Source organism: Nocardia sp. NPDC003269 (assembly GCF_042888005.1).
Taxonomy (GTDB): Bacteria; Actinomycetota; Actinomycetes; order Mycobacteriales; family Mycobacteriaceae; genus Nocardia.
The window spans coordinates 2,224,035-2,249,688 of the sequence record NZ_JBIAPA010000001.1 but is presented as its reverse complement, the minus strand read 5'-3'; the positions used below and the strand labels follow the sequence as shown (position 1 = coordinate 2,249,688).

Sequence of the window (25,654 nt, the reverse complement as noted above, 5' to 3'; positions counted from 1 at the left end):
CAATCGATCGCCCGCAACGGACGATCGATCCCTCTCCCCCTCGAGGTGTGCCATGTCATTCTGGGAAGTCATCTGGCTCATCATTGTGAGCTTCGCGTTTGTCGCCTATCTACTGATGGTCTTCATGATCATCGGGGACCTGTTCCGGGATCACAAGACATCGGGCTGGGTGAAGGCGGTCTGGATCATCTGCTTGATCTTCCTCCCCTTCCTCACGGCGCTGGCCTACCTGATCTTCCGGGGTCAGGGGATGGCCGAGCGCTCGAACGCCCAGGCCAAGCAGATCCAGCAGGCGCAGGATTCCTACATCAAGGAGACCGCGGGCACCAACCCCGCGGCGCAGATCGCCGACGCCAAGAAGCTGCTCGACGAAGGCTCGATCACCCAGGCCGAGTACGAACAGCTCAAGGCCAAAGCGCTGTCCTGATCGCCCGCTCCACCCGCGAGCCCCGCACCGAGACCCTCGGTCAGCGGGGCTTTCGGCGTTCCGGCGGAGAATTTCCTGGGCCGCGGGGGCGGGGTCGCGTATTCTCGAACACACCGGACAGGACCAGTAGGGACCGGTGCACCCTCACCGAAGGAGCCACCTTCATGCCCGCACCGCTGCGCGACAGCGCAGTGCCCAAACACGAACAGCTGCGCGCGATCCTGTTGCAGAAATGCACGCGCGAGCTACAGCCGGGCGACCTGATGACCAGCGAGCGCAACCTCATGCAGGACTACGGCGTCAGCCGGATCACCGTACGCGAGGCGATCGGACAGCTGGTCAACGAGGGCTATCTGGTCCGGGTCCGCGGCAAGGGCACCTTCGTCGCGCACCGGCCGGTGCAGTCCCGGCTGCATCTGGCCTCGTTCACCGAGGAGATGCGCACCCTCGGACATCAGCCGACCACCCTGGTGCTGGTCGCCGAGGAGGCGGTGCCGCCCGAGGCCACCGCCCGCGCGCTGCGCCTGCCACCGGAGACCGCGGCCTATCACGTACGCAGGCTGCGGCTGGCCGACGAGGAACCGGTCAGCGTCGACGACGCCTGGTTCAACCCCGAGCTGCTCCCCGGCCTGATCTCGCACGACCTCACCGGCTCGATCTACCGGACCACCGCCGATCGCTACGGCAGGCCGATCGAGCGGGCCGAGCAGACCGTCGACGCCCAGGCCGCCGAGGCGGGCGTCGCGGCGCTGCTCGGCGTCAAAAAGGGCGCTCCCGTCCTGCATTTCGACCGGGTGTCGTTCAGCGCGGAGGTGCCGATCGAGCACACCCACAGCTGGTATCGCGCCGACCGCTATCGCGTGCAGATGGAAGTCGGCCACCGATCGCAGGTATGAAACTGGCATATTTCAGATACTGTATGAGCGCTATCACAGCGAAGTGCTCGGAGGTATCACCCCATGTCCATCCGTAAGTCCACCACCCGGGCGGGCCTGCTGGCCGCGCTCGCCGCGGGAACCCTGCTCGGTGCGGGCGGCACCGCCCATGCCGCCGGCGGCCTCGATTGGGACCTGTGGCCCTCGGGCTCGGTCGAGATCGGCCCACCCACCGGCAGCTCGATGGGCTCGGTCGACGCCGACTTCGGCAGCGGCACCGGCTCCTTCGACGCCGACCTCGGCTCCGCCGGACCGCGTCCGCCCGCGACGGGCTCCGCGGTGCTGCCCATCCCGGGCTCCGCGGGCTGATCCACGTTCGGCGCGCCACCCTCGGCGGCGCGCCGAACCCCGCTCAGATCGCCGTGCCCACGTCGGTGCGGACCAGATTCGCCAGCGCGCGCTCGGCGATCGCGGCGATGGTCATCGACGGATTGCAGGCCGCGGTATTGCCCGGCATGAGCGCGCCGTCGAGGACGTATAGTCCGCGCTGCCCGAGGACGCGGCCGTCCAGATCGCAGACCGTACCCATATTGGCGCCGCCGAGCGGATGCCAGGTGGAGGGGAACAGGGCGTTGGTGTCGATGAGCGTGCTGTCCGGGCCCGCGATGCGCTGTACGGCGGGGCCGATGTGGTTGTCCTGGATCGCCTGGTCGCCGTCGCCCGGCCACCGCAGAGTCGCGATGTCGGCACCCGGCTCGTAGGCGAATTCGCCACGCCCGGAACTGACGCCGTAGCCGACCAGCATGGTGGCGCCCGGGTCGATCGGCAGCGACGGGATCGAAGCCTGGATGACGGTGAACGCCGACCGCGGGTCGTCCCAGTTCTTGCTGCCGTAGACCACCGGACCGCCCTGCGCCGCGCCGAATCCGGCGGAGGCGTTGCGCCACACATAGATCCGGTCGGCGTTGGTACCCCAGCCCCGGCCCAGTTCGTCGGGCAGATCGGGGATGTGGCCGAGCGCCTGCGCGCGCACCAGCATCCGGGTGGTGTTGAGACTGCCCGCCGCCAGCACCAGCGCGCCGGTGGTGATGACCTTGTTCTCCAGCACGGTGCCCGCGGTGTCGACCCGGTCGACGCGCACCACCCAGCGACCGTCGGCGGCGCGCTCGATCCCGGTCACCTCGTGCAGGGTCCGCACCTCGACCAGGCCGGTCGCCTCGGCCGCCGCGACGTAGGTGACGTCGACGGAGTGCTTGCCGCCGTTGTTCACACCCATGGCGCCGTCGCCGTTGGTGTAGGACGGGGTCATCTCCCCGCGCAGTTCGGCCAGCGCGTAGTTCCAGTCGATCGGCATGGGGATCTTCGACAGCGGCATCCCGGCGCCCCGCACCCGGTCGGCGAAAACCCGGGCCGCGGTGTAGTTCTTGTGTTCGATCAGTTCGTCCGGGGCGGTGGCGAGCCCGAGCATGCGGGCCACCGTCGGGTAGTGGACCCGGTCCATCCGGTCCCAGTCCAGCCCGGCCGGGAAGTGCGTCTCGAACACCTCGCGCGTCGGTTGCAGCGACATGCCCTGGTAGATCAGGGAACCGCCACCGAGCCCGGCGGCGCACAGCGCGGTCATCCCGGCGCCCGGAACCGCTTCCACCAGACCGGCATACGGCTCGAACACCAGCGGGCGCCCGAACACCATCGGGTCGGAGCGGTACCAGAGCAGGCGCTTGTCCGGGCGGGTGGCCAGCGGGAAGGTCTGGGCGTTCGGCCCGGTCTCCCAGCGCCTGCCGCGTTCGAGCAGCAGCACCGGGACGCCCGCCTCGGCCAGGCGCAGCGCGGTCACGCCGCCGCCGAAGCCCGAGCCGATCACGACGACCCGGCGGTCCTCGGTGGTGAGGGGGATGCCGCCGGTGCGGGCGGCGACGGGCCGCGCGCCCGCGGTCCCGGCGGCCGCCAGGGTGAGACCGGCGGCGGCCGCGCCGGTCAGCAGGGTACGGCGGGAGAACTTCGACATTCGGCAAACCTTCATCGGGGGTAGGGATTTTCGGGTGTCCGGCTTACGCGCGGCGGTCGAGCAGCAGGCCGAGCAGTCCGGCCTCGCGGCCCTGGCCGGTGATCATGTCGCGGGCGGCGCGCTCGACCTCGCCGCCGTCGAGCAGCGCGTCGGCGGTGGCGGCCATCTCGATGCCGCCGTAGTGATGGCGCTGCATGAGCCGCAGGAACAGCACCTCGGCCTGAGTGCCGGTGGCGGCGGCGAGCTCGTCGAGTTCGCCGGTCGTCGCCATTCCCGGCATCGCCGAGTCGTGCTGTGCGGCATCGGCGCCGGCGTGCCGATGCGCGCCTGCCGGGCGCATCCAGGCCATCGGATCGGTCCCGGCGACGGGCGCGCCCGCCAGCCGCAACCAGCCGAGCAGCATGCCCAGCTCGGTGCGCTGGGTGTCGGCGATCTGCCCGGCCAGCACCAGGACCGCGGGATCGACGCCCCGGTCCAGGCGCTGGACCAGAACCAGCGCCTGGCTGTGATGGGTGACCATGTCCTGGACGAAACCGATCTCGGTCGCGGTCAGCACCGGCGGCGCGGCGGGGGCGGGCAGCAGCGGCCGCAGCGCGGCGCCCATGGCGAGCAACAGTGCCGCGCCACACGCCAGCGCGGCCACCCGGAAGCCCTTGCGCCCGCTCATGATCCGGTGGTCGAGAGCTGGTCGGCGGGCGGGGTGTACACCTCGGGCGCGAGTTCAAGGGCGAGGAATCCGTTGTCCGCGCAGGTGGTCCACAGCTGGTTGCCGCGCCATTCCGGCGGCGAGAAGCACCAGTCGGTCGACAGGTCACCGAAGGCCAGGGTGCCGGTCCGCGCGCTGAGCGCCTGCGCCGGATCGAAGGCGCCTCCGAGCATCGCCTGGGCGACGGTCGGCGCCGCCAGCAGCGGCGGTCCGATGATCGAGGCGAGCGCGTGCGGCGAGTTCCACAGTTCGCTGTTCTCGCCGGTGCGGGCGGGCGGGTTGAAGTAGCCGATCTCCCGGATGGCGGCGGGATCGCGGACGTCGAAGACCCGGATGCCCGAGGATGTCCAGCTGCACGCCAGCGCGGTCGGGTCCGCCGGTCGATCGGCCGCGCAGTAGTGCGCGTCGTAGGCGAACAGCGAACCACCCGAGGCGGAGGCGAGCATACTGTCCTGGTTCTCGGGCAGGTTGATCGCGAGCTTGATCGACCGGGCGATCCGGGGATTGCGCTCGTCGGCGACGTCGATGAGCTTCACCCCGCCCGAGCCCGCCTCGTCGACGGCGAACACGTACGGCTTGCCCTGATAGGTCACCGGGACGGCGTGCTGGGTGGCCCAGCCGTCGGTCCAGGACAGGTCGGCGAGTTCGGGGACGTGCGGTCGCGGGTCGCGGCGCTGCACGGCGGCGACGTCGAGGACCTTCAGGCCGCCCAGGTTGTTCGCGAGGTACATCCGATTGCCGTCGGGCGAGAAGCCGAAGCCGTGCATGGACAGGCCGGGCAGGCCCTGCCAGATCACCCGGGGATTCGCCGGATCGGTGAGATCGACCGCGCTGAGCAGGCCCGGCGCCGTTCCCGACGCCCAGTAGGTGCGGCCGTCCGGCGAGAAGCCGCCCTCGTGCGCGGTGATCGGTACTGGCAGGGCGAGGTCGGTGCCCGGTCCCGGATTGAGCAGCCGGGGATGGGCGCAGTCGGAGATGTCGTAGACCGAGAGCAGACCAGCGCCGGTCAGGGCCGGAACACCAGCGCCGACAAGGAGTTTGCGCGCGGCGTTGACCTTCAGGCTCTCCCAGGTTCCGGCCAGCATCGCCGGCTCGGTGAGCGTGGTGGTGTGGACCGGGGCGGACGGGTCGGCGATATCGAGCACCCGCACACCCTCGTCCGGGCCGAGCAGGTTGCCGGGGAAGAACGTGCCGACGTAGGCGCAGTGGTCGAAGGTGACCGAGGTGATGCCGCCGCCACGGCCCGGCGCACTGCCGAGCAGCCGCATATTGCAGCGGAATCCGTCGCGGGAGCGGCCGCTGTCGCGGTCGGCGGCGGGGACGTCGCCCTGCAGGCCGGTCTCGGGCAGGGAGCCGGGCAGGCAGGCGGTTCGGTCGGTGGGTGCACCGGTCGCCGTCGGGACGGCGGCGCCGAGCGGTAGCAGCAGCAGCGCCACCGCGACGAGGCCGTAGCGGCGGGCCGCACGGGGGAACAAACGAGTCATGGAGTTGTCGTCGGCCCCGCGAACGGGGCCGCCTTCCTGTGTCCTGCGAGCACGCGGCGGCAGCGGGCGCCTCGGCTCGGGAGTGGTCGGGTGTCGCGTCGTGCGGACGGGGCGTGCACCGACCCCATCCAGCGGTAACTGGGTTACCGCTGCGCGACGCTACCATTCACCCGTGAGCAGCGGAACGGAATCGGACGCATCGGCGAAGATCATCGCGGTGGTGCTCGGCCTGCTGACCACCGAGGGCTACGACGCCGTCCAGCTCCGCGCCGTCGCCGCCGAGGCCCATGTCTCGCTTGCCAAGATCTACCGGCTCTTCCGCACCAGGGACGAGCTGATCATCGCCGCGCTGGAACAGTGGATGGCCGCCAACGCCTACGCCGACGTGACCCCACCCGAACCCGGCGAACCCTTACGCGAGAGCCTGATCCGCCTGCTGCGCACCGTCTTCGAGCCCTGGGAGCGCAACCCCAAGATGCTCGAGGCCTACCACCACGCCCGCACCGGCCCCGGCGGCGAACGCCTCGACAGCCAGGGCCTGATCGCGGTGCTCCCGGCCGCCGAGGTCGCCCTGCGCGACCTCGACCCCGGCTACCTCGACGACCTCGGCCTGATCCTGGGCAATATGGTGCTGGCGCTGATCGCGCGATTCGCCGCGGGCAGCCTGCCGATCACCGGCATCCTGCCGACCCTCGAACGCACCGTCTACCGGATGACCGCCGACAACGAGTCGGCCGCCCGCCGCCGCACAGCCACCCCGCCGTCGTCGCTCTGACCGCGCGGATCCGTTCCGGCGCGAACCAGAGCTGTTTCCGATCGACACAACGGGGCATATGCCCGATGTGACGTGCGATCCGGCACGTCACGACGTAGTACCCCGTATCGAACAGGTGAGCTCAAATGATTCTTCTAGGCGCAATACTCCTCATAGCCGGACTCGTTTTCGGCATCTCCCTGCTGTCCACCGTGGGTGTGGTCCTGCTGGTGATCGGCGTCGTCCTGCTCCTCGCCGGCCGCGTCGGCCGCCCGATCGGCGGCAGGCGCCACTACTACTGACCCCGGCCGGACCCTTCCGAGGAGGAACATCATGTCGGCGAATATGCCCCGAATACTGTCGATCCTGGTGCTGGTGTGGCTGGTGATCGGTGTCATCGCCGCGGGTCAACGCGGCTACTTCACCGATCGTGAACAGAACTGCGCCACCCTTGGCACCATCGCGGTGACGATGCTGGCCGGGCCGTTGAACTACCTGGGCGTCAACCCCAAGGTCGACGACTGCGCCTTGCCCGAACCCAGCCAGTAGCCCGGGCTCAGCCCTGACGCGGCCACTGCCTGCCGCTGTCGGACAGGGTGGCCGGGTCCGTGCTGCGCATGACCCCACCGGTCACGCGCACCGGATCCGGCCGCGCCCGGTCCCCGGCGTCGACGTCCAGTTCGGCCAGCCCGACCAGGATCACCAGCCCGGTGACCACCAGCGACACGCTCCCGATCAACGGCAGCAGCAGTTGCACCGGCGCCACCCCGTCGACCGGCCGCTCGGCGCCGCTGTGGTGCGCGCTCATCGCGGCCATCGCCGTGTAGTGCATGCCGCAGACCGCGACCCCCATCACCAGTGCCGCGCCCGCCGTCCGGACCAGACCGCGCACGTGCAGCATGAACCACAGCGCCGCGGTCGCCGCGACCACCGCGATGACGATCGAGAGCACCACCAGCGGCGGCCGATAGCCGATGACGGCCCCGCTGCGCATCGCGCGCATGCCCAGGTAGTGCATGGCGGCCACGCCGAGCCCGGTGATCGTGCCGCCCACCGGCAGGCTGAGCCATTCGCGCTTTCCCAGGGTCACGATGGTCAGCCCGGCCAGGACGACGCCGATCGAGATGACCGCGCTGAGCAAGGTCGTCGGCACGTCGTAGCGAATCGGTGTCCCATCGATACTGAATCCGAGCATGGCCGTGAAATGCATGACCCAGATCGCCGCCCCGCCGATCGCGACCGCCGCGGCGATCAACCACCCGATCGGCGCGGTCGACGTTTTGGCGTGCACCGCACACCGCAACCCCAATACCGAGCCGATGAACGACAGACTGAAAGCGAGAACCGGATTCATCCAGCCATTGTTGAAATGCTCGATGTGCAGCACATCATCCCCCGGAGGTCGATCATTTCCGCATGCGCGATGGCTAGAGACTAGACCATTCGACCTGGCCGTATCGGTTTTGCCGACGGTTCGAAATTCATGATTCGAATTCAGTTCCGGCACATTCTGTTTCGCAATTATCGAGATGAATCCAACGTGCGCGAACTCCTGGAACGACGCCCCTGGAAATAGGGGCATTCATTTCGAACCGACCGGTTGCGATCTTACGATCAGGAGTTCTGCGCCCGCGCCCTGATCAAATCCGCCAGCCGATCCAGCGATTCCTGATTGCGCGCGGCGAAGGCCAGATCCTGCGCCACCCCGGGAATCAGCCGCGCCGGCCCGCCGGACGCGCGCTCGGTCATCCGGATGGTGGTGTGCCCCGGCGTCGCCTCGGACAGGGTGAGCCGGATCCACGCCGAGCCGACCGACCACAGGCGCGCCTCCAGCTCCAGCCGATGCGGCGGATCGGCGGCGCGGACCACCGTGGTGTCGCTGATCAGTACCGGCCAGAGCCCGAAGCGATAGTGGATCCGGCTGCCGACGGCGGGCCAGTCGGGATCGACCCGGCCGATATGCGAGGCGCCGACCACCCAGCTCGCGTACAGCCAGCCGTCGGCCAGGGTCGCGAAGGCCGCCGCGCGGTCGACCGGCACGGTCACCTCGGCAGTCAGCATGTCTGATTTCCTCGTCCGTCGCGGGAATCCGGCCACTCCAGGGTAATTCGCGCGCGGGCCCGCCGCGCGCCGAGAACATCGGCGCCGAGACGGCGCGGCGCGCCGAAGCCGCGACGATGCGGGAAAATTGCTGTACACCGTTTGGACGTGGGATCGTTCCCGTATGTCCACCGAAGAAACGCGGCTCGGCGACCCGCCCGGCCCCGCCGACGAGGCTGGCGAACGGACCCTGTTCGGCCATCCGATCGGACTCACCAACCTGTTCGGTGTCGAGCTGTGGGAGCGTTTCTCCTTCTACGGCATGCTCACGATCCTGGGCTATTACCTCTACTACTCCACCACCGAAGGTGGACTCGGCCTCGACCAGAGCACGGCGCTCGGCATCGTCGGCGCCTACGGCGGGCTGGTGTACCTGTCGACGGTTCTCGGCGGCTGGATTGCCGACCGGGTGCTGGGTATGGAGCGCACCGTCTTCTACGGCGGTGTCGTGGTCATGGCGGGCCATATCGCGCTGGCGGTGCTGCCCGGACTGGCCGGGGTCGGCGTCGGCCTCGTGCTCGTCGCGTTCGGCAGCGGCGCGCTCAAGGCCAACGCCTCGTCCCTGCTCGGCACGCTGTACTCGCCGACGGACGCGCGCGTCGACGGTGGCTTCACCCTCTTCTATCTCGGCATCAATCTCGGTGCCTTCACCGGCCCGCTGCTGACCGGCCTGCTGCAACGCGAGTGGGGCTTCCACGCCGGTTTCGCCGCCGCCGCGGTCGGCATGGCCCTCGGCCTGACCCAGTACGTGGTCTTCCGGCGCAACCTCGGCACGCACGGCCGTGACGTGCCCAATCCGCTCACCCGCCGCGAGCTGAATCCGGTGCTGATCGGCGTGGCCATCGCCGCCGTCGCGGTGCTGGTGGCGGTGCTGACCGGGCTGCTCACCCTGGACAATCTGTCCGATGTCACCACCGGTGTCATCGTGGTCGCCTCGGTCGTCTACTTCGCTGTGCTGCTCACCAGCGCCAAGGTGACCCAGGTCGAGCGCACCAGGGTGCGCGCGTTCATCCCGCTGTTCATCGCCAACGCGGTGTTCTGGTCGCTGTTCCAGCAGATGTTCACCATGCTCGCGGTGTACTCCGACGAACGCGTCGACTGGCGCATCTTCGGCTGGGAGGCGCCGGCCAGCTGGATCGGCTCGGTGGAGCCGGTGTGGATCATCGCGCTCTCGCCGCTGTTCGCGCTGATGTGGACCAGGCTGGGCAACCGGGCGCCCAGCACCCCGATCAAGTTCGCGCTCGGTGTCATCGGGATGGGTATCGCCTTCTGGATGTTCGCGCTGCTGAGCGGTTTCGAGGGCAAGACCGTCCCGGTGCTCGCGGTCTTCCTCATCCTGGGCGGCTTCGCCGTCTCCGAGCTGCTGCTCTCGCCGATCGGTCTCGCGGTGACCACCCATCTCGCCCCCGCCGCGTACCGCTCGCAGATGATGGCCCTGTACTTCTTCTCGGTCGGTATCGGCACGTCCATGGCGGGCACCCTGGCCCGCTACTACAGCCCCGACAACGAGACCGCGTACTTCGGCATCAGCGGTGCCGCCGCCATCGTGGCCGGTCTCGTCGTGGCCGCGCTCGCGCCCTGGATCAAGCGCCATATGCAGGGCGTGCACTGACCTGCCGCCGGGTATCCCCCGAAGACGTTCGCACAGAAGGAGAAGACCGTGCCGACACCGGACGCCACGCCAGCGGCAGGCCGTTCCACAGGCCGAGGCAGCGGATTGTTCCGCACCAAATCCGTCGAGCAATCCATCCTCGACACCGATGAGCCCGATTCCAAACTCCGCAAAGACCTGACGGCCTGGGATCTGACGATCTTCGGTGTCGCCGTGGTGGTCGGCGCGGGCATCTTCACGCTGACCGCCCGCACCGCGGGCAATGTGGCCGGGCCGTCGGTCTCGCTGGCGTTCGTGTTCGCCGCCATCGCGTGCGGTCTCACCGCGTTCTGCTACGCCGAGTTCGCCTCGACCGTGCCGGTGGCGGGCAGCGCGTACACCTATTCGTACGCGACCTTCGGTGAACTGGTGGCCTGGATCATCGGCTGGGACCTCATTCTCGAATTCGCGCTCGCCGCGTCGGTGGTCGCGAAGGGCTGGTCGCAGTACCTCGGCACCGTCTTCGGCTTCGAGACCGCCACCGTGCAGCTCGGCTCGGTCACCTTCGACTGGGGCGCGGTCACACTGATCGCGGTGCTCGGTGTGCTGCTTGCCATCGGCACCAAGGTGTCCTCGCGGGTGTCGGCGATCGCGGTCGCGATCAAGCTCGCCGTCATCGCGCTGGTGCTGGTCCTCGGCATCACCTACTTCAAGGCGTCCAACCTGAGCCCCTACATCCCGCCGTCGCAGCCCGAGGAGGACGGCGCCAGCGGCCTGCACCAGTCGCTGTTCTCGTTCCTCACCGGCGCGGGCAACAGCAACTTCGGCTGGTACGGCCTGCTCGCCGCGGCCAGCCTGGTGTTCTTCGCGTTCATCGGTTTCGACGTCGTCGCCACCGCCGCCGAGGAGACCAAGAACCCGCAGAAGGCGGTGCCGCGCGGCATTCTCGGCTCGCTGCTCATCGTGACCGTGCTCTACGTCGCGGTGTCGCTGGTGCTCACCGGCATGGTGCCCTACACCGATCTGGCGGGCGAGAACGCAACGCTGGCCACCGCGTTCGCCATCCACGGCGTGGACTGGGCCAAGAACGTCATCTCCATCGGCGCGCTGGCCGGTCTGACCACCGTCGTGATGGTGCTGTTCCTCGGACAGACCCGCGTGCTGTTCGCGATGGCGCGCGACGGGCTGCTGCCGCGCTGGCTGGCCCACACCGGTTCGCGCGGCACGCCGGTGCGGCTGACCGTCATCGTCGGCATCGTCTGCTGCGTGCTGGCCGGCTTCGTCGACTTCGGCACGCTCGAGGAAATGGTGAACATCGGCACCCTGTTCGCCTTCGTGCTGGTCTCGGTCGGCGTGATCATCCTGCGCCGCACCCGCCCCGACCTGCCGCGCGGTTTCCGCGTCCCGTTCGTCCCGCTGATCCCCATCCTGGCCGTGCTCTCCTGCCTGTGGCTGATGGTCAACCTCTCGGTGGAGACCTGGCTGCGCTTCATCGTCTGGATGATCCTCGGCTTCGCCGTCTACTTCGCCTACGGCCGCCGCCACTCCGTCCTCGGTAATCGCCCGCCGACCGGCTGACCAGCCCCATCGGCGATAAGGTCGGTTCGGCGCTGTCACCGGCGACACGCCGGGCCGACCTTGTATACCGACACGATTCCGGTACACCCGTACGAGTCGCTAGGCTGTCCCGGACGCCCCTATAGCCCAATTGGCAGAGGCAGCGGACTTAAAATCCGCCAAGTCAGGGTTCGAGTCCCTGTGGGGGCACTTCATCAGGGCTGGTAGGCGCGTCGCGCCGCAGTTCAGGGGCGCAAACATGCGCCGCCACCCCGGCACCACCCCGGCGCGCGAACGGTTTGGCCGGGCTTGTCGGAGGTCGGTGGCACAATCGGCGCGTGGACCATGAACGCAAGATCGCCACCATTCAAAAGCAGATCGACGCGGTGGATGGCAACGGCGACGTAGCCGACCTTGAGCATTGGCAAGCACAGAACGAGGTCGCGCTACGCACGACACTTGGCGTTGACAACCCCACGTACAAGAAGCTGATGACGGTGGGATTCACTCCTGGCATCGCCTACGCCGGTATGTCCAATGACGTCTACGTTCGATCCCGTCGAAGCGGGGTTAAACAGTCGGTCGCTCTGATGAAGGCTGCTATCGGGGAAATCGAGTTGCTGGCACCCGCCGACGTTACCAAGGGCGAGACCACTGCGCCGGGAGGGACGAAGGTGTTCATTGTTCATGGGCACGACGATGTCCGGAAGCTTGAGGTCGCGACGCTGGTCCGCGACCTAACTGGTGTCAAGCCAACGATTCTGAGCGAGTATCCCAACCAAGGCGACACGATCATCGAGAAATTCGAGCGTGCGGCGAACGAGGCCGCCTACGCGATCGTCATCGCCAGCAGCGACGACGTCGGGGCTGCGAAGGGTGCCGCCGACAAACCTGCCCCCCGCGCACGGCAGAACGTGATTCTCGAGCTCGGCTACTTCATCGGCAAGCTTGGACGATCACGTGTTGCGTTCCTCGTCGAGTCCGGTATCGAGCGACCATCGGACACTGACGGCATCGTATACATCTCGCTGGACCCCCATGGCGGGTGGAAGTTGCCCCTTGCAAAGGAACTGAATAGCGCGGGCGTGGTGGTCGATTTTCAGGCCCTGGCCGACTGAAATGCCGCCTACCCCGACCGACGACCAAACGATGGCACCACATTCGACGGAACCTCAACCGCCGGAACAGGAGTAACGGCCGGGGCTGGCGGCTCGGGCAGCCGCGCTGCCGTCCTCCTCGGGGATCCAGTCACCGTAGGGTGTTCAGGGTCAGGGTGAACGTGCTGTGCCCCAACCACTTGGACACCTGCATGAAGTGCACGGCGCTCATCAGCTGCATCGCCGCGAATGTGTGCCGCAGGTCGTGCAGGCGTTCGCCACGTTGAGCGGGGATGGCCGGGGTAGTAGCGGTGGCGGGTACCTCGGGCGCGCTAGCCGGCGGGGACTCCCACCACATACCGCCGAACGGCGCCTCGTCGGTCCGGGCTACGCATCCTCGCGAGCAAGCCGACCGGACTGCGAGCATGCTCCGGCGGTCGGCGCGCTGCAACACCTTGAGCGCTGAGAGTCGACTTGTCCTGTCGGTGCTGGGTGAGTGCAGCACAACGCCCGCTCGCTGGGTTACGAACCACGGCGGAAGGGCGTCGTCGTGTGGCTGCTACCGGCCCCGGTTGGAGTCCTCAGTAAAAGCGAACATGATGCTCGTGGTGATGTCGCCGGTCGGCAGGAACTTGGCGCAGGCGAGCCGTAGAGGCGAGTTCGCCTGCGACGGGATGCAAACGTCCCGCCAGTACTCCAGATCAATGATCTCGGCCTGTATCGCTTTACGCGTGCTGGGCTCGCCGTTGTGCAGCCGCCCGTACCACTCGTTCAACGCGAAGATCGTGGACGTGATCGCTTGCGAGCACTGAGGAGACATTGCATTCACCGCGCTGACAGCGCCGTTGGAGAAACAGGGCGCGATCCGCTGGTCAACGGCGGTCACGTACGGCTGCGCTTCCTGAGCTAGCGAAATCGGCGGCATCTTCGTTGTGCTGGCAGACGCCGAGGCGCTAGCGGTTCCCGTCGCTGCATCTTGTTCATCGCCACCGCACCCAGCCAATCCCATCACGGCAACCGCCCCCACAGCGAATACGTACCTGTTCACGATTCCCTCGCTGTCTCATGTACCCGACCTGCGAGGAAACCTAGCATGACCTGGCGATAAGACGATTCCACTCTGGATCAATGCGCGCTAGACACATGTGCTTGGTTTGTCATGCCCAAGCCGGGCAAACCGCCGCTCAACCCGACGCTCAAGCCGTTCGGGGATCGGGTGCGTGCCCGGCGCTTGGAATTGGGATGGAGCCAGGAAACAGCCGCCGATGAGATCGGCGTGCACTGGACTCATCTCGGACAGGTTGAACGCGGACAACGAAGTGCGCGGGTTGAGAACGTACTTCGGTTCGCGGCTGGGCTGCAATCTACCCCCGGCGTGATGCTGGACGGGCTACCCGCGCCGGCTGAATATCGCCCGGCCACTCCGGCATTCGGCGGGCAATCGGAGGTGCGCGGCCGATGACCAGCGGTGCGCAAACGGTGGCGATTTAGTGCCCTCTACCTGCGGCGATACGACCACCGTCCGACCGTTTGCCTAGGTAGTCGGGGTGGTCCGTAGGCGGGCTGGAGGTACCAAAAGTCCGCCAAGTCAGGGTCGAGTCCCTGTGGGGGCCCTCAGCACGGCCCGGGTCGAGGGGTCACTGCGGGATGACGATGGGGCAGGACATGGCGCCGACGGCGCAGGCGAAGGCCTCGATGAGGTCTTGGGCGGAGCCGGTGCCGAGTGAGCTGCTGCCCGTGCCGGGGGTTTCTGCGGTGGCCGGGGCTGCCGCGAGGAGGAGTCCGGTGGTGAGGGCGAGCGCCGCGACACCGACGTGCGATATCCGAGTCAGGGGATTCATGACCGAATCGTAGAGTCGGGCCTGCGAATTCGATTGCCCCGAATGTCGGGGTCAGGGGTCGGATCGGGCTGAATGCCTCGTTAGAATCGCCTATGACATCGACGCACCCCTTCTTTCAGCTGGGAGCCGACAGTCGACGACTCGTTCATCTCTCGCTGTGCGACGATGCCCTGCTGACCTGGAACGATTACGTCCGGGGAAAGTCCGCCGCGCTTCGCTACCGCGACTCGGTGGTCGGGATGTGGCACGACGTCGATGTCGAGTTGCCCGCCGATGCCCTGCGCGCGGCGCACGCCGGTGTGGATCACGCGGATGTCGACAGCCGGTATCTCGAGCCCCTGGCCGCGCTCCAAGACGACGATCTGGCCTTTCCCGATTCGATCGAGCTCGGCTACTACGCGATCTACAACTGTTTCCGCAAATATGTCCGCGGTGACGACATCGCGGATTGGCTGATCGTCAACCAGGCTTTGTCGATTCATCCCCAGGGCGAGGTCGCCCAGCGACTGACGCGCGCGGTCGACGGGACGCGCTGATCGGCGTCCCCGCGGGGTTCTTCGGCCGTGGGGTGGTCTATGTTGGGTCGCGAGCCGACCGCGGTGACGTGGACGTGCGGATTCTTCGACAGTTCGACAGTTCGAGCGCAGCGGAGGGATCGTCATGCATTCGGTTGTTGCCTTGTTCGTCCGGCTGGGGTGCGTCGTCGCCCTGATCTCGGGAGTGGTCGGGTTCGCCGCGCCCGCCTCCGCGGGGCCGCCGGACTCGGCGCTGTGCGCGTGGCGGTTCATGTCGAACGACACCGTGCTGAATGTGGCGTTCCCCGACGCGAACTCGACGTACTGGCTGATGCCGTACGCGCTGGGGCCGGGCGACTCGATCGAGTTGTCGGGGACCTATCCGGCCGCGCGGTACTTCTCGCTGAACACCTACGGGACCGATCTGAACACCGTGGACACGTTGCGCGACAACCAGATCGCCCCTGACCCGGGTAGCGGCAACCCGTATGTCGACGCCTCCGCCGCCGCGCTGCCGACGGACCAGCAGCGGTGGCACGCCAGGTTGGTCAACGGCCCGGCCGACCACAGCCGCAACGAGATCCAGGCGGTCGCGAGCGGGCAGAGCACGCCGATCGGGTTCGTCATCGTCCGGGTCTACGTGCCGACCGATCCGGCCTCGCTCAGCGGTGGTGTTCCCCTGCCGGACGTGCGGCTGACCCTCGCGGGCAACCAGGTTCCGGCCCAGCCGTGCGAGCAGCCGTTCAACCCGGCGACCTACACCGGTCCCGTCGCCGACGCCGCGAAGGCGGTCTTCGATCAGGGCATTGCCGCGGCCGCCTCGGGCGCGTTCCCCGGCAATGCCCCGGAGGCCATTTTCGGCAATCCGGCCAGCACCGCCGGGCTCTTCCCGAACGGTGACAACAAGTACGTCGGGACCCGCATCAGCTATCAGCCGGGCCGCCTGGTGGTGGTGCGAGCGAAGGCCCCGACCTTCCCGGACACCAGGGCCGGGCAGTCACCGACCGAGCCGACCCAGGTGCGGTACTGGTCGATGTGCCAGAACGACCTGCGGACCCCGTACCCCGTCGTCGCCTGCGCGTCCGACTTCCAGACCGCGCTCGACGCCGACGGCTACTACACCTATGTGCTCGCCGCGCCCGCGGACCTGCCCGCGAATCTCCCGTCGACCGTGACGACGATTCCCTGGGGCAGCACCGACGTGGACAAGGTGCTGTTCCTGCGGAACATGACCCCGAGCGCGGCGTTCTACCCGAACTCGGTCCAGGCGTCGCAGGATTCGGGAACCGACCCGGCCGTCACGATGGGCCCGTACTACCCGAAGGCCGCCTATTGCAGCACCGAGACGTTCGCCGCGGGCGGCGCCGGGGCCTGCCTCGGCGCCTGACCACCCCTGCCACCGATCCGACGGTGTCGAAGCGCGGCTCGGCATCGGCGACCGCCCCGCCGTGACCGCCGGATAAGTCACCGCGGGGTCGGCAGCCCGCCGACTACGGACAGTCCGGGGCGGGAGCGTCGACGAAGAGCGGTTCGTTCGCGCGATTGAGGTAGGCGACGTACAGCTCGGCGGGCACGGCGCCGAGATTGCGGCCGACATGCACGTGGTCGGGACCGACCGTCTCGGACAGGCCCTGACCGGCGAAATACGTCACCGGCAGGCAGTCCGCCGCCTCGTACCGGGTGACCTCACCCGCGGTGACGAACGCGAGGACGTTGCCGTCGTGATAGTGCCAGCCGAGGGTGCCGCCGGGAGCGAGGGTGATCCGGCGGAAGGTGAACTTGCTCGGTAGCGAGGCGAACGGGCTGAAGGCGCTCACATCGACCTGCGCGAGCGGTTCGACCGTGACTCCGGACGACGGCGTCGCCGCGGCCGCCGGCGCGAGGCTGACCGCCGCGGTGACCACCGCGGCGCCGACGAGGACAACCCGACGGATTCGCATCTCCGCAGTATACGAGCCCGCCACCTGCGCGAACAGCGAAAACCCGCCATCCGCGCGGTAGCGCGCCCCGAGCTATCCGGCGATCAGACCCTTCGCGATGTGGGTGACCTGGATTTCGTTGCTGCCCGCGTAGATCATCAGGGACTTGGCGTCACGGGCGAGCTGCTCGACCTTGTACTCGGCCATGTAGCCGTTGCCGCCGAAGAGCTGGACGGCCTCCATCGCCACCTCGGTGGCGGCACGCGAGGAGTAGAGCTTCATCGCCGAGGCTTCGGCGAGGGTCACCTTGTCGCCCGCGGCGGTGCGCTCGATGGCGTTGAAGACCATGTTCTGCACATTGATCCGCGCGATCTCCATCTCGGCGAGCTTGAGCTGGATGAGCTGGAACTGCGCGATCTCCTTGCCCCACAGCTTGCGGGACTTGGCGTAATCGATGCACAGGCGGTGACATTCGTTGATGATGCCCAGCGCCAGCGAGGCGATGCCGATGCGCTCGGCCGCGAAAGACTCCTTGGCACTGTCTTTTCCGTCGCCCTTGGCCGGGTTCTCGGTCTCGCCGAGCAGGCGGTCGGGGGTGATGCGGACGTTCTCGAAGAACAGCTCGCCGGTGGGCGAGGAGTTCATGCCCATCTTCTTGAACGGCGGGCTCTGCACGAAACCGGGCATGTCCTTGTCCAGCACGAACGCGAGCACCTTGCGGTCGCGGCGGTCGGTGCCGTCCTCTTCGTCCAGCTTGGCGTAGACGACGGTGACGTCGGCGTACGGGCCGTTGGTGATGAAGGTCTTGCGGCCGTTGAGGATGTAGTCCGCGCCGTCACGCCGGACGTAGGACTTCATCCCGCCGAAGGCGTCGGAGCCCGAGTCCGGCTCGGTGATGGCCCAGGCGCCGACCTTGGCCATGGTGACCAGCTCGGGCAGCCAGCGCTTCTTCTGGGCGAGGGTGCCGCGGCTGCGGATGGTGCCTGCGGTGAGGCCGAGGCTCACGCCCATCGACGCCACCAGGCCCAGGCTGACCCCGGCCAGCTCGCTGTTGAGGATGACGCCCATGCTGCCCGCGCCACTGAACCCGCCGCCCGATTTGCCCGATCCGGTGGTGCCCGCCTCCTCGCGGGCGAGCGCCTTGTCCAGCCCTTCGCGCGCCATCTCGTCCAGACCGAAGGTGGCGTAGAGCTTGCGAATGATGTCGAACGGCGGCAGCGCCCCGCTCTCCAGCTGGTCGACGTGCGGGGTGATCTCCTTGGCGATGAACCCGCGCACAGCGTCGCGGAACATCAGGTCTTCGTCGGACCACTGGTACATATCTGGACTCCCGAGGGATCGCCGGAACTTTCCTCGAATATAGAACACGTTCTAGTTGAGGAGGGGGAGTAGGTTCGGGGTAGACGAATCGTCGACACGAAGGGGTGGTTTCGATGCGAGTGGTCGAGCGGATCAGGGGATACGCCACGGTGATCGGGCAGGCGCAGCGCAATCGCGGCGATCTGGTCGGCTGGCTGGGCCGACGCCCGCAGATCGGGGCGGCGACCATGGCCTACGAGACGGCGCTGCTGTTCAGCAACAAGCTCGATCCCCGGCTCAAGGAACTCGCCGAGCTGAAGACGGCGGGGCTGGTGGCCTGCCAGTTCTGTCTCGACATCGGCTCGGCGCTGGCGCACACCTCCGGACTGACCAGGGCCCAGATCACCGAGCTGCCCCGCTACCGAACCAGCGACGCCTACACCGAGCTGGAGAAGCTGGTGATCGAGTTCGCCGAGGCGATGACCTCGACCCCGGCGGTCGACCTCGACGAGCTGCGCGCGACCCTGCTCACCCACCTGTCCAAGGCCCAGCTGACCGAGCTGGCCGCGTCGATCGCGTGGGAGAACCAGCGGGCGCGGCTCAACCAGGGCCTCGGTGTGCAGCCGACCGGCATGGCCGACGGGATGGCGTGCGCGATGCCGGAACCGCGCGTCGCCCACCTCGACCGGAAGACCGCCGAACCGGGGCGCTGACTCAGCGGTCGGCCCAGGTGGGGGCGGCGCGCGTGACGATCGGGGCGACGTATTCCCGCAGCATCGCGCGTTCGTCGGCGTCGTCACGGCCCGGCGTGGCCAGGAACGAGACGATGACGCGGGTCAGCCAGCGGGCCAGCCTGCTGCGTTCGGGGTCGCCGAGGTCGATGTCGGCGAAGATGGTCGCGGCCAGCGACTCGATGACGTCGGAGTCCTGGCTGATGCGACCGGCCGTGCCGGAATCGCCGGGGCGGAACCAGGCGATGAGCAGCGGGTCGGCGCGGACCGCGGCGATCGCGGCGAGCATCGCGGCGATGATCCGCTCCCCCGGGTCGGCGATGCCGCGCACCTGATCGGTGAGCCCGGCGACGATGCGCCGGGTTTCGCGGTGCACGAAGGCGATCCGCACGGCCTGCCGATTGTCGAAGTAGCGGTACAGGGTGGCCCGGGAGCACCCGGCCGCCGCGGCGATATCGCGCATGCCGACCGCGGCCACCCCGCGCTCGGCGAACAGTTCGGCGGCCGCGTCGAGAATCCGCTCGGCGGCCAGATCCGCGCGGTCGGTGGCCAGCCAGTCGCCGCTCACGCCGCACCCGTCGCGTGGAACGGCACCGACAGCGGCCAGCGGACGTAGTTGCCGTGGGCCCACCGCACGGCGTCGAGGTCGACGGTGAAGTCGGGGCAGCGGGCCAGCAGTTCCTCGAGCGCGACGCGCGCCTGCATGCGGGCCGCGGCCGCGCCCAGGCAGTGGTGGTGCCCGTGACTGAACGTGAGGATGCGCTTCGGATTGCGGCGGATGTCGAGTTCGGCTGCCGTTGTACCGAATTCGCGCTCGTCCCGGTTGGCCGAGCCGTAGAGCAGCAGCACGCGCCGCCCGGCGGGGATGGTGGTGTCGTGCAGTTCGACATCGCGGGTGGCGGTGCGGGCCAGCCCCTGCACCGGCGAGGTCATGCGGAGGAATTCCTCGATGGCGACCGGGATGAGCGACGGGTCGTCGGCGAGCTGCCTGCGCTGGTCGGGGTAGGCGGTGAGGAGCTGGACCGCGCCGCCCAGATTGCCGGTGGTGGTGTCGTTGCCGCCGGTGATCATGGTGAACGCGAAGCCGAGGATCGCGATCAGGCCGTCGTTGTCGCCGTCGGCGCCGAGGCCGGAGGCCAGCAGGTGCGAGATTGTGTCGTCGCCCGGTTCGACCCGGCGACGGGCGATCAGCTCGGAGAAGTAGCCGACCAGCTCACCGACGGCGGTGAAGGCGTGCTCATCGCCCGCGGCCAGCCCGGCGCCGGCGACCGCGCCGCCGACGATGTTCTCGGTCCACTCGTCGAACTTGCCGTGATCGCGTTCCGGCACACCGAGATAGTGCGCGACGACCATGGTGGGCAGCGGCTTGAACAGCTGCTCGACAATGTCGCCCCCGCCCGCCGCGCGCAGCCGCTCGATCCGCTCGACGACGAACCGGCGGACCGCGGGCTCCACCGAATTCACCTGGCGCGGAGTGAATCCCGGAGCCACCCGGCGCCGGAAATCGGTGTGCTCGGGCGGGTCCATGAAGACGAACGGCTTGACGGCGCCGAAGCCCGCCGCCGCCAGGTCGACGTAGTCGACGGTCAATCCCGCCGCGGAGGAGAAGGTCTCGGGATCCTTGGCCGCGGCCCAGACATCGGCGTGGCGGGACAGCACGTAGAAGTCGTCGGCTTCCCGCCCGTCGGGGATCACCCGGTGGACCGGGTCCTGGTCACGCAGCGCGGAGTACATGGACCAGGGGTCGCGCCAGGTTTCCCCGGAGCGCAGCTCGAACCCGACCACATGAGACGTCGTTGAACTCATGCCTCCAAGGTAAGACAAACACTCACATATGTCTAACACTAGTTTCTGTCGGTGGCGGCGGGGAATATCTGGGCATGGGTTCCGGGGAGGATTTCGGCAGTTGGGGGGCGGCGCTCATCTGGGCGGTGCTCGCGGCGACGATCGGCGTGCCGATCTGGCTGTGGACCGGGCAGGAACTGTGGCTGGTGCTGCTGCTCCTGCCCGGCATCGGGTTCACCGGCGCGGGCCGGGCGGCGGTGTGGCTGGCGCTGGCCGCGCTGCCGCGGCGCGGAATACTGCTCGCCGGTTGGTCTTTCGTGGCGGTGGCGGTGGCGGACGTGGTCGCGGTGGTGGTGTGGAAGCTGTCGCCGTCGGGCTGGACGTGGCCGGTCGCGGTGGTGTCGGCGCTGGTGATCGCGGCGGTGATGTATCTCGCGGTCGCCGCCGAGGTGGTCGGCGGGTGGACGCTCACCCACGGTGCCGCCCTGCATCTCGTGGACAGCGGAATCGCCTGGGACAAGGCGCATCCGCAACCGGATCGCTACAGCTCGCTACTGTCCGCCGGGCGCACGGCGGAGGTGATCGGGCTGCGGCCGCCGCCGTTCGCGATCGGCACCCACGTCCTCGCCGACAAGCTCGGCGAGTTCCACAGCCGGATCGCGCGCAGGCACTGGGTCGTCGACGATACGGCCGCGGCGCTGCGGCACGCGGCGGAGTCGACGGCGGTGCGCCGCGAGATGGTCGCGATGCCGCTCGGCCGCGCCAAGACGACCAGCTTCGCGCAGTCGCTCTACGAGGAGGCGTTCTACCTCGACGAGCTCGGCCGGACGCGGGACGCCGTCGCCCTGCGGGCCGAGGAGATCGAACTGCGCCGCTGGATCGTCGGCCGATTCGACAAGAAGTTCCCGGCCCTGGTAGCGAAAGCGACGCGGCCGCAGGCGAAAACGACAACGAAGCGCCTGGTGATCGAGGTCGAGAAGCTCGGGCGGAGCATGAAGGACGCGCTCGCCCTCGCGCTGCGCGCCCAGGCGGACGGCCTGTCCGCACTGGACCGCGCCGACGAGGCGACCGCGCTGCGTGCCGAGGCTGACACCATCGCGCCACTGCCCGGCTAGCCGCACCGCGCCCCGACCCGGCAGCGACGAATCATGGGGAACACCTGGTCGGACGGCATCCCTGGAATCACTCGCGCGAGGACTTCTGGCACGGAACCGGTGGCGGAATGCCGCGGAGCCGTGCGGTAGGAGGTCAGAGTTGCCCTGGTGTGGTGCTCGGGGTGGGTGGTGCGTCGGGTTCACGCACCATGCGGAACGAATTGAGCAGGCCGAGGAGTCCGGCCAGGATCGGGACCAGCAGCGCCGCTTGGAGCGCGAGTGGCCGCGCGTCGGTGTTGATCCGGATGATCTCCTCGCTGATCGCCGGCGGCTGGCCCGCGAGCAGGGACTCGAGTTCGGTGTTGCTCATGACCTGCGCGTCGTCCTCGAGGACCTGGGCGACGTGCGCCTGCTCGGCGGGCGGGAGCACCTCGCTCGACTCCGCCATCGCGGTGAAGGTCAGCGACAGCGTGGCCAGCATGATCGCGCCGGCGAACGCCAGGCCGAAGGAGAGCCCGAACGACCCGGCGGCGGAGTTGGTGCCCGAGGCTTCGCTGACCCGCTCCTCCGAGATCGGCGCGAGCGTGTAGTTGTTCAGCTGCGAGACGAGCAGACCCAAGCCCGCGCCCGCCACGACGAGCGGCGCCAGCAGCGCCCACCCGAACTCCGCGCGCGGCACCAGCGGGAGTAGCACCGCGATACCGACGGTGACCAGGACGAACCCCCACCGGATGATCGGCGCCGAGCGCCGCGCCCCCGCCCGCCGACCCGCGATCAGCGCGACAGCGAACATGCTCAGCGAGAGCGGCGCCAGCGACAGGCCCGCCTGCATCGCGTTGTACTCGAGCACCATCTGCAGATAGATCGGCAGCGCGATCATCGTGCCGCCCAGCGCGATCTGCTGGAGCATCTGCCCGATGACCCCGAGCCGGAACGCCTTGGACCGGAACAGGTCCGGATCCATCAGCGCGGGTTCGCCCCGCCGCTTCCGGCGGATCAGCCAGTACGCCAGCCCGATCAGCGCGGCCGCACCGGCCACCAGCAAGGCCGCGACGGCCTCGCCGCCCTCCTGCCACACCAGGATCCCCAGCACGATGCCGCCCATGCCGAGGACCGACAGCGCGGCACCGACCACATCCACGCCGCGCGACCCCGTGTAGGGCACATCGCGAACCAGCCCGATCCCGGACAGGACGGCGACGATGATCACCACCTCGAGCGCGAACCCGACCCGCCACGACAGGAAGGTCGTGACGAAGCCGCCGAGCAGCGGTCCCACCGCGGCGGCGATCGCGGCCGCCGCGCCGACGAGCGCGTACACCTTCTTCTGCGCCGGCCCGTGGAAGTTGCCGTGCACCAGCGACTGCATGGCGGGCAGCAGCAGGGACGCGCCGATGCCACCGACCACGGCCCACAGCACGATCACCGCGGTGAGGCTCTGCGCGAACGTCATCGCGGTCGCGCCGGTCGCGTAGCCGAGCAGGCCGAGCACGTAGGCACGGCGGCGGCCGATCAGGTCACCGACCTTGCTGCCGATCAGGATGAAGGCCGCCGACACCAGCGCCTCGAGCGCGATCGCGGATTGCACGCCGCTGACGGTGGTGTCGAGGTCACGCACCACCGCCGAGATCGACACGTTCATCAGCGAGGTGTCCACGACGAGGACGAACATCGCCATCGCCAGCAGAATCGCCAGCAGCCGCCTGCTGCCCGACAACTGATCAGCACCCCCGGCAACCGCCCCGTCGACCATGGCAGTCCCACCACCTCACGCGTCGTGAACCGGCGGCAACCCGGTTCGGGCCAACCCAGTGCTCACCCCGACACTAAGCTCCCGGCGACCCGGAAAGCCGCAACCAGCCACGAACCGTTACGCCAGGCCCACCTCGGCGCTGCCACGCGGAAAAGCCGTTGCCCGCGCGCGGGGCGATGTGGCCTCCTTGGGGGGATGAAAAGACAACGGCCGGGGAATGCCCGGGATATCTCGGACGGGTTGAAACTGCACCGGCATTCGGTGCGGGGAGTACGTGGTGTGCGGACGGTGATCGCGCCGCGGCCGGGGACGCGCGCCCGGTTCAGCACGAATCGGTTCCACGAGACGTGGCATGTGCTGTCGGATGACCACGGCGCGAAGCTGCTGGCCAGGCTGCTGTGGGGGCTGTCGTATCAGTCGCGGCCGGGGACCGTGATCCTCCTCGACCGGGAGTTCCTGGTGCCGACGCCCTTCGACGCCGACCCTGCCGACCCCATCGTGCTGGTGCCGGGCTGGCACACCCGATTCGACGATCAGGCCGCGGCGGCACTGAAGCGGCAGACACGGGCAGGCGGGTCGGCGGGGACCGTCCGCTGGCAGACGTTCGGCCTGGACCGGACGCTGGAGCCCCGCGCCGCGGACGCGTGGTCGGCCGAGCACCGCCATCGCCGGGTCGGCGGGGACATCACGCGCCGCCGCGGGATGCTGGTGCTCACCCCACGCACCCCCGACGACTGCCGGGTCTGGGCGCTCGACGCCGCACGACTCGATTCCGCCGGATTCGGCACCGACCACGTGTATCTGGACGAATGGCGGCACGGTCACGACGGCGAGATCCAGATCTTCCGGGCCTTTCGCCCGATGGTCGGCGTCGCCCGGCAGGCGCGTGCCCGCGTTCTCGCCCGCGCCGACCGTCCGGCCTCCCCGGACGCCTTGCGCGCCGAAGTCTGGAGCGAAGCCGAAACCGTCCGGGGTGACGCCCATTTGCGTATTCGCGAATATCGCGGGCGCGGCGCCGAACTCGGGCACGCGGCGGCGGCGATGCTCGCGCACGCGGACGTGCGTTCGCTCGACGAACTCGCCGAACTCGGCGCGGTGGAAACCTATCGGCGGCTGCGCGCGGCGCAAGTGCGCGGCCTGAATCCGGAAATGCTCTGGGCGATGGAGGGCGCGCTCACTTTTCGCGACCGGCGATTCATCGGGCCCGAGCGGCGCCGGGAATTGGTCGCCGCCCTCGGTCCGGCACCCGTCCCCGCGCGGGTGTCCCCGCCGCGTTACCGCGCACCGGTCCGGCCGGGCCCGCGCGCAACACTCCGCGCCACGCCCGGGCGGAATTAGCCCGGCCGGGAATTCCATCCAAGACGGCGGGGCAATCCGAATCATCTGTGTTCATCGACCACGATATTTCGGATTCACCCGGGGGGCCGATTTCTTCGGGCGAATTCGGAGAGGGAGTTTCTCCGATATGTTCCAGAACTCGAGTTCCGGCCTCGGCCGGCGGCTGCTCGCCGCCGCCCTGCCGGTCGCCGTGGCCGTCACCTGCGCCGGGGTGGCCTCGGCCGATGTCGATGCCGATCAGCAGGCCCGGTTCGTCCAGGGGCTGGCCTCGCACGGCCAGGCCGAGGGCATCGCCTACCGCACCGACGTCACACCGGATCTGCGGACCGTGTCGGCGACCGTCGACGACGGACGATTCGTCCTCGGCCAGGACGGCATGCTGACGGTCGAATCGGCGACCGGCAGCCCGATCGCGCAGGTGCCCACCACCTTCGGCACCGTCGGCGGCAACACCATCACCGTGGCCACCGAGATCTCCGCCGACGGGCGCACGCTGCGGGCGACCCCGCAGGTCTCGCAGGCCGCGGCCACCGAACTGAAGACCATCGCCACCAACCCGACCGCGCAGAATTCCGATCCGGTGCACAATGCCGCCGCGATCGGCGCAGGCGTCGGCCTGATCGCCGCCGCAGTGGTGTGCGTGCCGATGATCACGACGATGATCCTGTACCTGCCGTGCGTCGGGCTGGTCGGCCTGCCCAACGCCCTGGTCGGCGCGCTCATCGGCGCGGCCGTCGGTGCCGTGGCGCCGGAGGTCATTCCCCAGGTGCTGCCCTGATCCGA

The 25,654-nt window shown here is 68.8% G+C and carries 28 protein-coding genes and 1 tRNA gene; 17 read left to right on the top strand and 12 right to left on the bottom strand.

The window, feature by feature from the left end:
• The first annotated feature begins 52 nt into the window (after positions 1–52).
• The 3 genes from ACFYWJ_RS10325 to ACFYWJ_RS10315 all read left to right on the top strand — a co-directional run bounded on the left by ACFYWJ_RS10325 (position 53) and on the right by ACFYWJ_RS10315 (position 1,671).
• Positions 53–427 carry an SHOCT domain-containing protein gene (locus ACFYWJ_RS10325; protein ID WP_355273218.1) on the top strand — a complete coding sequence of 125 codons (375 nt, stop codon included), beginning with the start codon at positions 53–55 and terminating at the stop codon, positions 425–427.
• 164 nt (positions 428–591) lie between these two features.
• Positions 592–1,323 (top strand): GntR family transcriptional regulator, encoded by a 732-nt coding sequence (locus ACFYWJ_RS10320; protein ID WP_355273220.1) that lies wholly within the window; start codon positions 592–594, stop codon positions 1,321–1,323.
• 63 nt (positions 1,324–1,386) lie between these two features.
• Complete coding sequence (locus ACFYWJ_RS10315; protein WP_355273223.1) at positions 1,387–1,671, top strand: hypothetical protein; 285 nt, start codon at positions 1,387–1,389, stop codon at positions 1,669–1,671.
• Between the two features lie 43 nt (positions 1,672–1,714).
• Here the strand turns inward: ACFYWJ_RS10315 and ACFYWJ_RS10310 are convergent, their stop codons facing one another.
• Genes ACFYWJ_RS10310 through ACFYWJ_RS10300 form a run of 3 tightly spaced genes read right to left on the bottom strand, consistent with a single transcriptional unit; the run spans position 1,715 to position 5,497 of the window.
• Entirely contained in the window at positions 1,715–3,307 is a 1,593-nt protein-coding gene (locus ACFYWJ_RS10310; RefSeq protein ID WP_355273227.1) for a GMC oxidoreductase, read from the bottom strand.
• A 43-nt stretch (positions 3,308–3,350) separates the two neighbouring features.
• Positions 3,351–3,974: a DUF305 domain-containing protein gene (locus ACFYWJ_RS10305; protein WP_355273229.1), complete on the bottom strand. Its 624-nt coding sequence runs from the start codon at positions 3,972–3,974 to the stop codon at positions 3,351–3,353.
• Positions 3,971–5,497, bottom strand: coding sequence for a hypothetical protein (locus ACFYWJ_RS10300; protein WP_355273232.1), 1,527 nt, complete (start codon positions 5,495–5,497; stop codon positions 3,971–3,973). Before ACFYWJ_RS10300 ends, ACFYWJ_RS10305 begins: the two co-directional genes overlap by 4 nt.
• A gap of 172 nt (positions 5,498–5,669) precedes the next feature.
• Here ACFYWJ_RS10300 and ACFYWJ_RS10295 point away from each other — a divergent pair, with 172 nt between their 5' ends.
• From ACFYWJ_RS10295 to ACFYWJ_RS10285, 3 genes are all read left to right on the top strand, one after another.
• Positions 5,670–6,272, top strand: a complete 603-nt coding sequence (locus ACFYWJ_RS10295; RefSeq protein ID WP_355273235.1) for a TetR family transcriptional regulator — start codon at positions 5,670–5,672, stop codon at positions 6,270–6,272.
• Between the two features lie 125 nt (positions 6,273–6,397).
• Positions 6,398–6,553, top strand: a complete 156-nt coding sequence (locus ACFYWJ_RS10290; RefSeq protein ID WP_355273237.1) for a DUF6131 family protein — start codon at positions 6,398–6,400, stop codon at positions 6,551–6,553.
• A gap of 31 nt (positions 6,554–6,584) precedes the next feature.
• Positions 6,585–6,800 (top strand): hypothetical protein, encoded by a 216-nt coding sequence (locus ACFYWJ_RS10285; protein WP_387161350.1) that lies wholly within the window; start codon positions 6,585–6,587, stop codon positions 6,798–6,800.
• 7 nt (positions 6,801–6,807) lie between these two features.
• On the opposite strand, the gene ACFYWJ_RS10280 is transcribed toward ACFYWJ_RS10285, so the two are convergent.
• Positions 6,808–7,605, bottom strand: a complete 798-nt coding sequence (locus ACFYWJ_RS10280) for an MHYT domain-containing protein (RefSeq protein ID WP_355273240.1) — start codon at positions 7,603–7,605, stop codon at positions 6,808–6,810.
• A 260-nt stretch (positions 7,606–7,865) separates the two neighbouring features.
• A complete protein-coding gene (locus ACFYWJ_RS10275) occupies positions 7,866–8,312 on the bottom strand; it encodes an SRPBCC family protein (RefSeq protein WP_355273243.1) in 447 nt (148 codons plus the stop codon).
• Positions 8,313–8,475: 163 nt separating this feature from the next.
• Here ACFYWJ_RS10275 and ACFYWJ_RS10270 point away from each other — a divergent pair, with 163 nt between their 5' ends.
• The 4 genes from ACFYWJ_RS10270 (at position 8,476) to ACFYWJ_RS10255 (ending at position 12,617) form a co-directional block, all read left to right on the top strand.
• A complete protein-coding gene (locus ACFYWJ_RS10270; RefSeq protein WP_355273246.1) occupies positions 8,476–9,963 on the top strand; it encodes an oligopeptide:H+ symporter in 1,488 nt (495 codons plus the stop codon).
• A 48-nt stretch (positions 9,964–10,011) separates the two neighbouring features.
• Positions 10,012–11,520 (top strand): amino acid permease, encoded by a 1,509-nt coding sequence (locus tag ACFYWJ_RS10265; RefSeq protein WP_355273248.1) that lies wholly within the window; start codon positions 10,012–10,014, stop codon positions 11,518–11,520.
• 115 nt (positions 11,521–11,635) lie between these two features.
• Positions 11,636–11,709: transfer RNA gene (locus ACFYWJ_RS10260), tRNA-Leu, on the top strand.
• Positions 11,710–11,837: 128 nt separating this feature from the next.
• Entirely contained in the window at positions 11,838–12,617 is a 780-nt protein-coding gene (locus tag ACFYWJ_RS10255; protein ID WP_355273251.1) for a nucleotide-binding protein, read from the top strand.
• Between the two features lie 538 nt (positions 12,618–13,155).
• Here the strand turns inward: ACFYWJ_RS10255 and ACFYWJ_RS10250 are convergent.
• Positions 13,156–13,644: a hypothetical protein gene (locus tag ACFYWJ_RS10250; RefSeq protein ID WP_355273252.1), complete on the bottom strand. Its 489-nt coding sequence runs from the start codon at positions 13,642–13,644 to the stop codon at positions 13,156–13,158.
• A 111-nt stretch (positions 13,645–13,755) separates the two neighbouring features.
• Between ACFYWJ_RS10250 and ACFYWJ_RS10245 the strand changes: the two genes are divergently transcribed.
• Positions 13,756–14,058, top strand: coding sequence for a helix-turn-helix transcriptional regulator (locus ACFYWJ_RS10245; RefSeq protein WP_355273255.1), 303 nt, complete (start codon positions 13,756–13,758; stop codon positions 14,056–14,058).
• A gap of 175 nt (positions 14,059–14,233) precedes the next feature.
• On the opposite strand, the gene ACFYWJ_RS10240 is transcribed toward ACFYWJ_RS10245, so the two are convergent.
• A complete protein-coding gene (locus ACFYWJ_RS10240) occupies positions 14,234–14,437 on the bottom strand; it encodes a hypothetical protein (protein WP_355273257.1) in 204 nt (67 codons plus the stop codon).
• Between the two features lie 92 nt (positions 14,438–14,529).
• On the opposite strand from ACFYWJ_RS10240, the gene ACFYWJ_RS10235 reads away from it, so the two are divergent.
• Positions 14,530–14,973: a hypothetical protein gene (locus ACFYWJ_RS10235; protein WP_355273260.1), complete on the top strand. Its 444-nt coding sequence runs from the start codon at positions 14,530–14,532 to the stop codon at positions 14,971–14,973.
• Positions 14,974–15,097: 124 nt separating this feature from the next.
• Positions 15,098–16,339: a hypothetical protein gene (locus ACFYWJ_RS10230; RefSeq protein ID WP_355273262.1), complete on the top strand. Its 1,242-nt coding sequence runs from the start codon at positions 15,098–15,100 to the stop codon at positions 16,337–16,339.
• Positions 16,340–16,442: 103 nt separating this feature from the next.
• On the opposite strand, the gene ACFYWJ_RS10225 is transcribed toward ACFYWJ_RS10230, so the two are convergent.
• Entirely contained in the window at positions 16,443–16,892 is a 450-nt protein-coding gene (locus tag ACFYWJ_RS10225) for a cupin domain-containing protein (protein WP_355273265.1), read from the bottom strand.
• Between the two features lie 72 nt (positions 16,893–16,964).
• Positions 16,965–18,191 (bottom strand): acyl-CoA dehydrogenase family protein, encoded by a 1,227-nt coding sequence (locus tag ACFYWJ_RS10220; protein ID WP_355273268.1) that lies wholly within the window; start codon positions 18,189–18,191, stop codon positions 16,965–16,967.
• A gap of 113 nt (positions 18,192–18,304) precedes the next feature.
• On the opposite strand from ACFYWJ_RS10220, the gene ACFYWJ_RS10215 reads away from it, so the two are divergent.
• A complete protein-coding gene (locus ACFYWJ_RS10215) occupies positions 18,305–18,883 on the top strand; it encodes a carboxymuconolactone decarboxylase family protein (protein ID WP_355273270.1) in 579 nt (192 codons plus the stop codon).
• A gap of 1 nt (position 18,884) precedes the next feature.
• On the opposite strand, the gene ACFYWJ_RS10210 is transcribed toward ACFYWJ_RS10215, so the two are convergent.
• The gene (locus tag ACFYWJ_RS10210) at positions 18,885–19,469 is read right to left on the bottom strand and encodes a helix-turn-helix domain-containing protein (protein WP_355273272.1); all 585 of its coding nucleotides are present in this window, start codon (positions 19,467–19,469) and stop codon (positions 18,885–18,887) included.
• Positions 19,466–20,707, bottom strand: coding sequence for a cytochrome P450 (locus ACFYWJ_RS10205; protein WP_355273275.1), 1,242 nt, complete (start codon positions 20,705–20,707; stop codon positions 19,466–19,468). The genes ACFYWJ_RS10210 and ACFYWJ_RS10205 overlap by 4 nt, the downstream gene beginning before the upstream one ends.
• Positions 20,708–20,781: 74 nt before the next feature.
• Between ACFYWJ_RS10205 and ACFYWJ_RS10200 the strand changes: the two genes are divergently transcribed.
• Positions 20,782–21,801, top strand: coding sequence for a hypothetical protein (locus ACFYWJ_RS10200; RefSeq protein WP_355273277.1), 1,020 nt, complete (start codon positions 20,782–20,784; stop codon positions 21,799–21,801).
• 133 nt (positions 21,802–21,934) lie between these two features.
• Here ACFYWJ_RS10200 and ACFYWJ_RS10195 read toward each other — a convergent pair whose 3' ends face one another.
• On the bottom strand, positions 21,935–23,533 hold the full coding sequence (locus ACFYWJ_RS10195; RefSeq protein WP_355273278.1) for an MFS transporter: 1,599 nt from the start codon (positions 23,531–23,533) through the stop codon (positions 21,935–21,937).
• A gap of 279 nt (positions 23,534–23,812) precedes the next feature.
• On the opposite strand from ACFYWJ_RS10195, the gene ACFYWJ_RS10190 reads away from it, so the two are divergent.
• Both ACFYWJ_RS10190 and ACFYWJ_RS10185 read left to right on the top strand, forming a co-directional pair.
• Complete coding sequence (locus ACFYWJ_RS10190) at positions 23,813–24,871, top strand: TfoX/Sxy family DNA transformation protein (RefSeq protein ID WP_355273279.1); 1,059 nt, start codon at positions 23,813–23,815, stop codon at positions 24,869–24,871.
• Positions 24,872–24,998: 127 nt separating this feature from the next.
• Positions 24,999–25,649, top strand: a complete 651-nt coding sequence (locus tag ACFYWJ_RS10185; RefSeq protein WP_355273281.1) for a hypothetical protein — start codon at positions 24,999–25,001, stop codon at positions 25,647–25,649.
• Positions 25,650–25,654: the final 5 nt, after the last annotated feature.

Coding starts and splice junctions, on each gene's coding strand:
- ACFYWJ_RS10325 (WP_355273218.1), top strand. CDS start 53: ATGTCATTCTGGGAAGTCATCTGGCTCATCATTGTGAGCTTCGCGTTT.
- ACFYWJ_RS10320 (WP_355273220.1), top strand. CDS start 592: ATGCCCGCACCGCTGCGCGACAGCGCAGTGCCCAAACACGAACAGCTG.
- ACFYWJ_RS10315 (WP_355273223.1), top strand. CDS start 1,387: ATGTCCATCCGTAAGTCCACCACCCGGGCGGGCCTGCTGGCCGCGCTC.
- ACFYWJ_RS10310 (WP_355273227.1), bottom strand. CDS start 3,307: ATGTCGAAGTTCTCCCGCCGTACCCTGCTGACCGGCGCGGCCGCCGCC.
- ACFYWJ_RS10305 (WP_355273229.1), bottom strand. CDS start 3,974: ATGAGCGGGCGCAAGGGCTTCCGGGTGGCCGCGCTGGCGTGTGGCGCG.
- ACFYWJ_RS10300 (WP_355273232.1), bottom strand. CDS start 5,497: ATGACTCGTTTGTTCCCCCGTGCGGCCCGCCGCTACGGCCTCGTCGCG.
- ACFYWJ_RS10290 (WP_355273237.1), top strand. CDS start 6,398: ATGATTCTTCTAGGCGCAATACTCCTCATAGCCGGACTCGTTTTCGGC.
- ACFYWJ_RS10285 (WP_387161350.1), top strand. CDS start 6,585: ATGTCGGCGAATATGCCCCGAATACTGTCGATCCTGGTGCTGGTGTGG.
- ACFYWJ_RS10280 (WP_355273240.1), bottom strand. CDS start 7,605: ATGAATCCGGTTCTCGCTTTCAGTCTGTCGTTCATCGGCTCGGTATTG.
- ACFYWJ_RS10275 (WP_355273243.1), bottom strand. CDS start 8,312: ATGCTGACTGCCGAGGTGACCGTGCCGGTCGACCGCGCGGCGGCCTTC.
- ACFYWJ_RS10270 (WP_355273246.1), top strand. CDS start 8,476: ATGTCCACCGAAGAAACGCGGCTCGGCGACCCGCCCGGCCCCGCCGAC.
- ACFYWJ_RS10245 (WP_355273255.1), top strand. CDS start 13,756: ATGCCCAAGCCGGGCAAACCGCCGCTCAACCCGACGCTCAAGCCGTTC.
- ACFYWJ_RS10240 (WP_355273257.1), bottom strand. CDS start 14,437: ATGAATCCCCTGACTCGGATATCGCACGTCGGTGTCGCGGCGCTCGCC.
- ACFYWJ_RS10235 (WP_355273260.1), top strand. CDS start 14,530: ATGACATCGACGCACCCCTTCTTTCAGCTGGGAGCCGACAGTCGACGA.
- ACFYWJ_RS10230 (WP_355273262.1), top strand. CDS start 15,098: ATGCATTCGGTTGTTGCCTTGTTCGTCCGGCTGGGGTGCGTCGTCGCC.
- ACFYWJ_RS10225 (WP_355273265.1), bottom strand. CDS start 16,892: ATGCGAATCCGTCGGGTTGTCCTCGTCGGCGCCGCGGTGGTCACCGCG.
- ACFYWJ_RS10220 (WP_355273268.1), bottom strand. CDS start 18,191: ATGTACCAGTGGTCCGACGAAGACCTGATGTTCCGCGACGCTGTGCGC.
- ACFYWJ_RS10215 (WP_355273270.1), top strand. CDS start 18,305: ATGCGAGTGGTCGAGCGGATCAGGGGATACGCCACGGTGATCGGGCAG.
- ACFYWJ_RS10205 (WP_355273275.1), bottom strand. CDS start 20,707: ATGAGTTCAACGACGTCTCATGTGGTCGGGTTCGAGCTGCGCTCCGGG.
- ACFYWJ_RS10200 (WP_355273277.1), top strand. CDS start 20,782: ATGGGTTCCGGGGAGGATTTCGGCAGTTGGGGGGCGGCGCTCATCTGG.
- ACFYWJ_RS10195 (WP_355273278.1), bottom strand. CDS start 23,533: ATGGTCGACGGGGCGGTTGCCGGGGGTGCTGATCAGTTGTCGGGCAGC.
- ACFYWJ_RS10185 (WP_355273281.1), top strand. CDS start 24,999: ATGTTCCAGAACTCGAGTTCCGGCCTCGGCCGGCGGCTGCTCGCCGCC.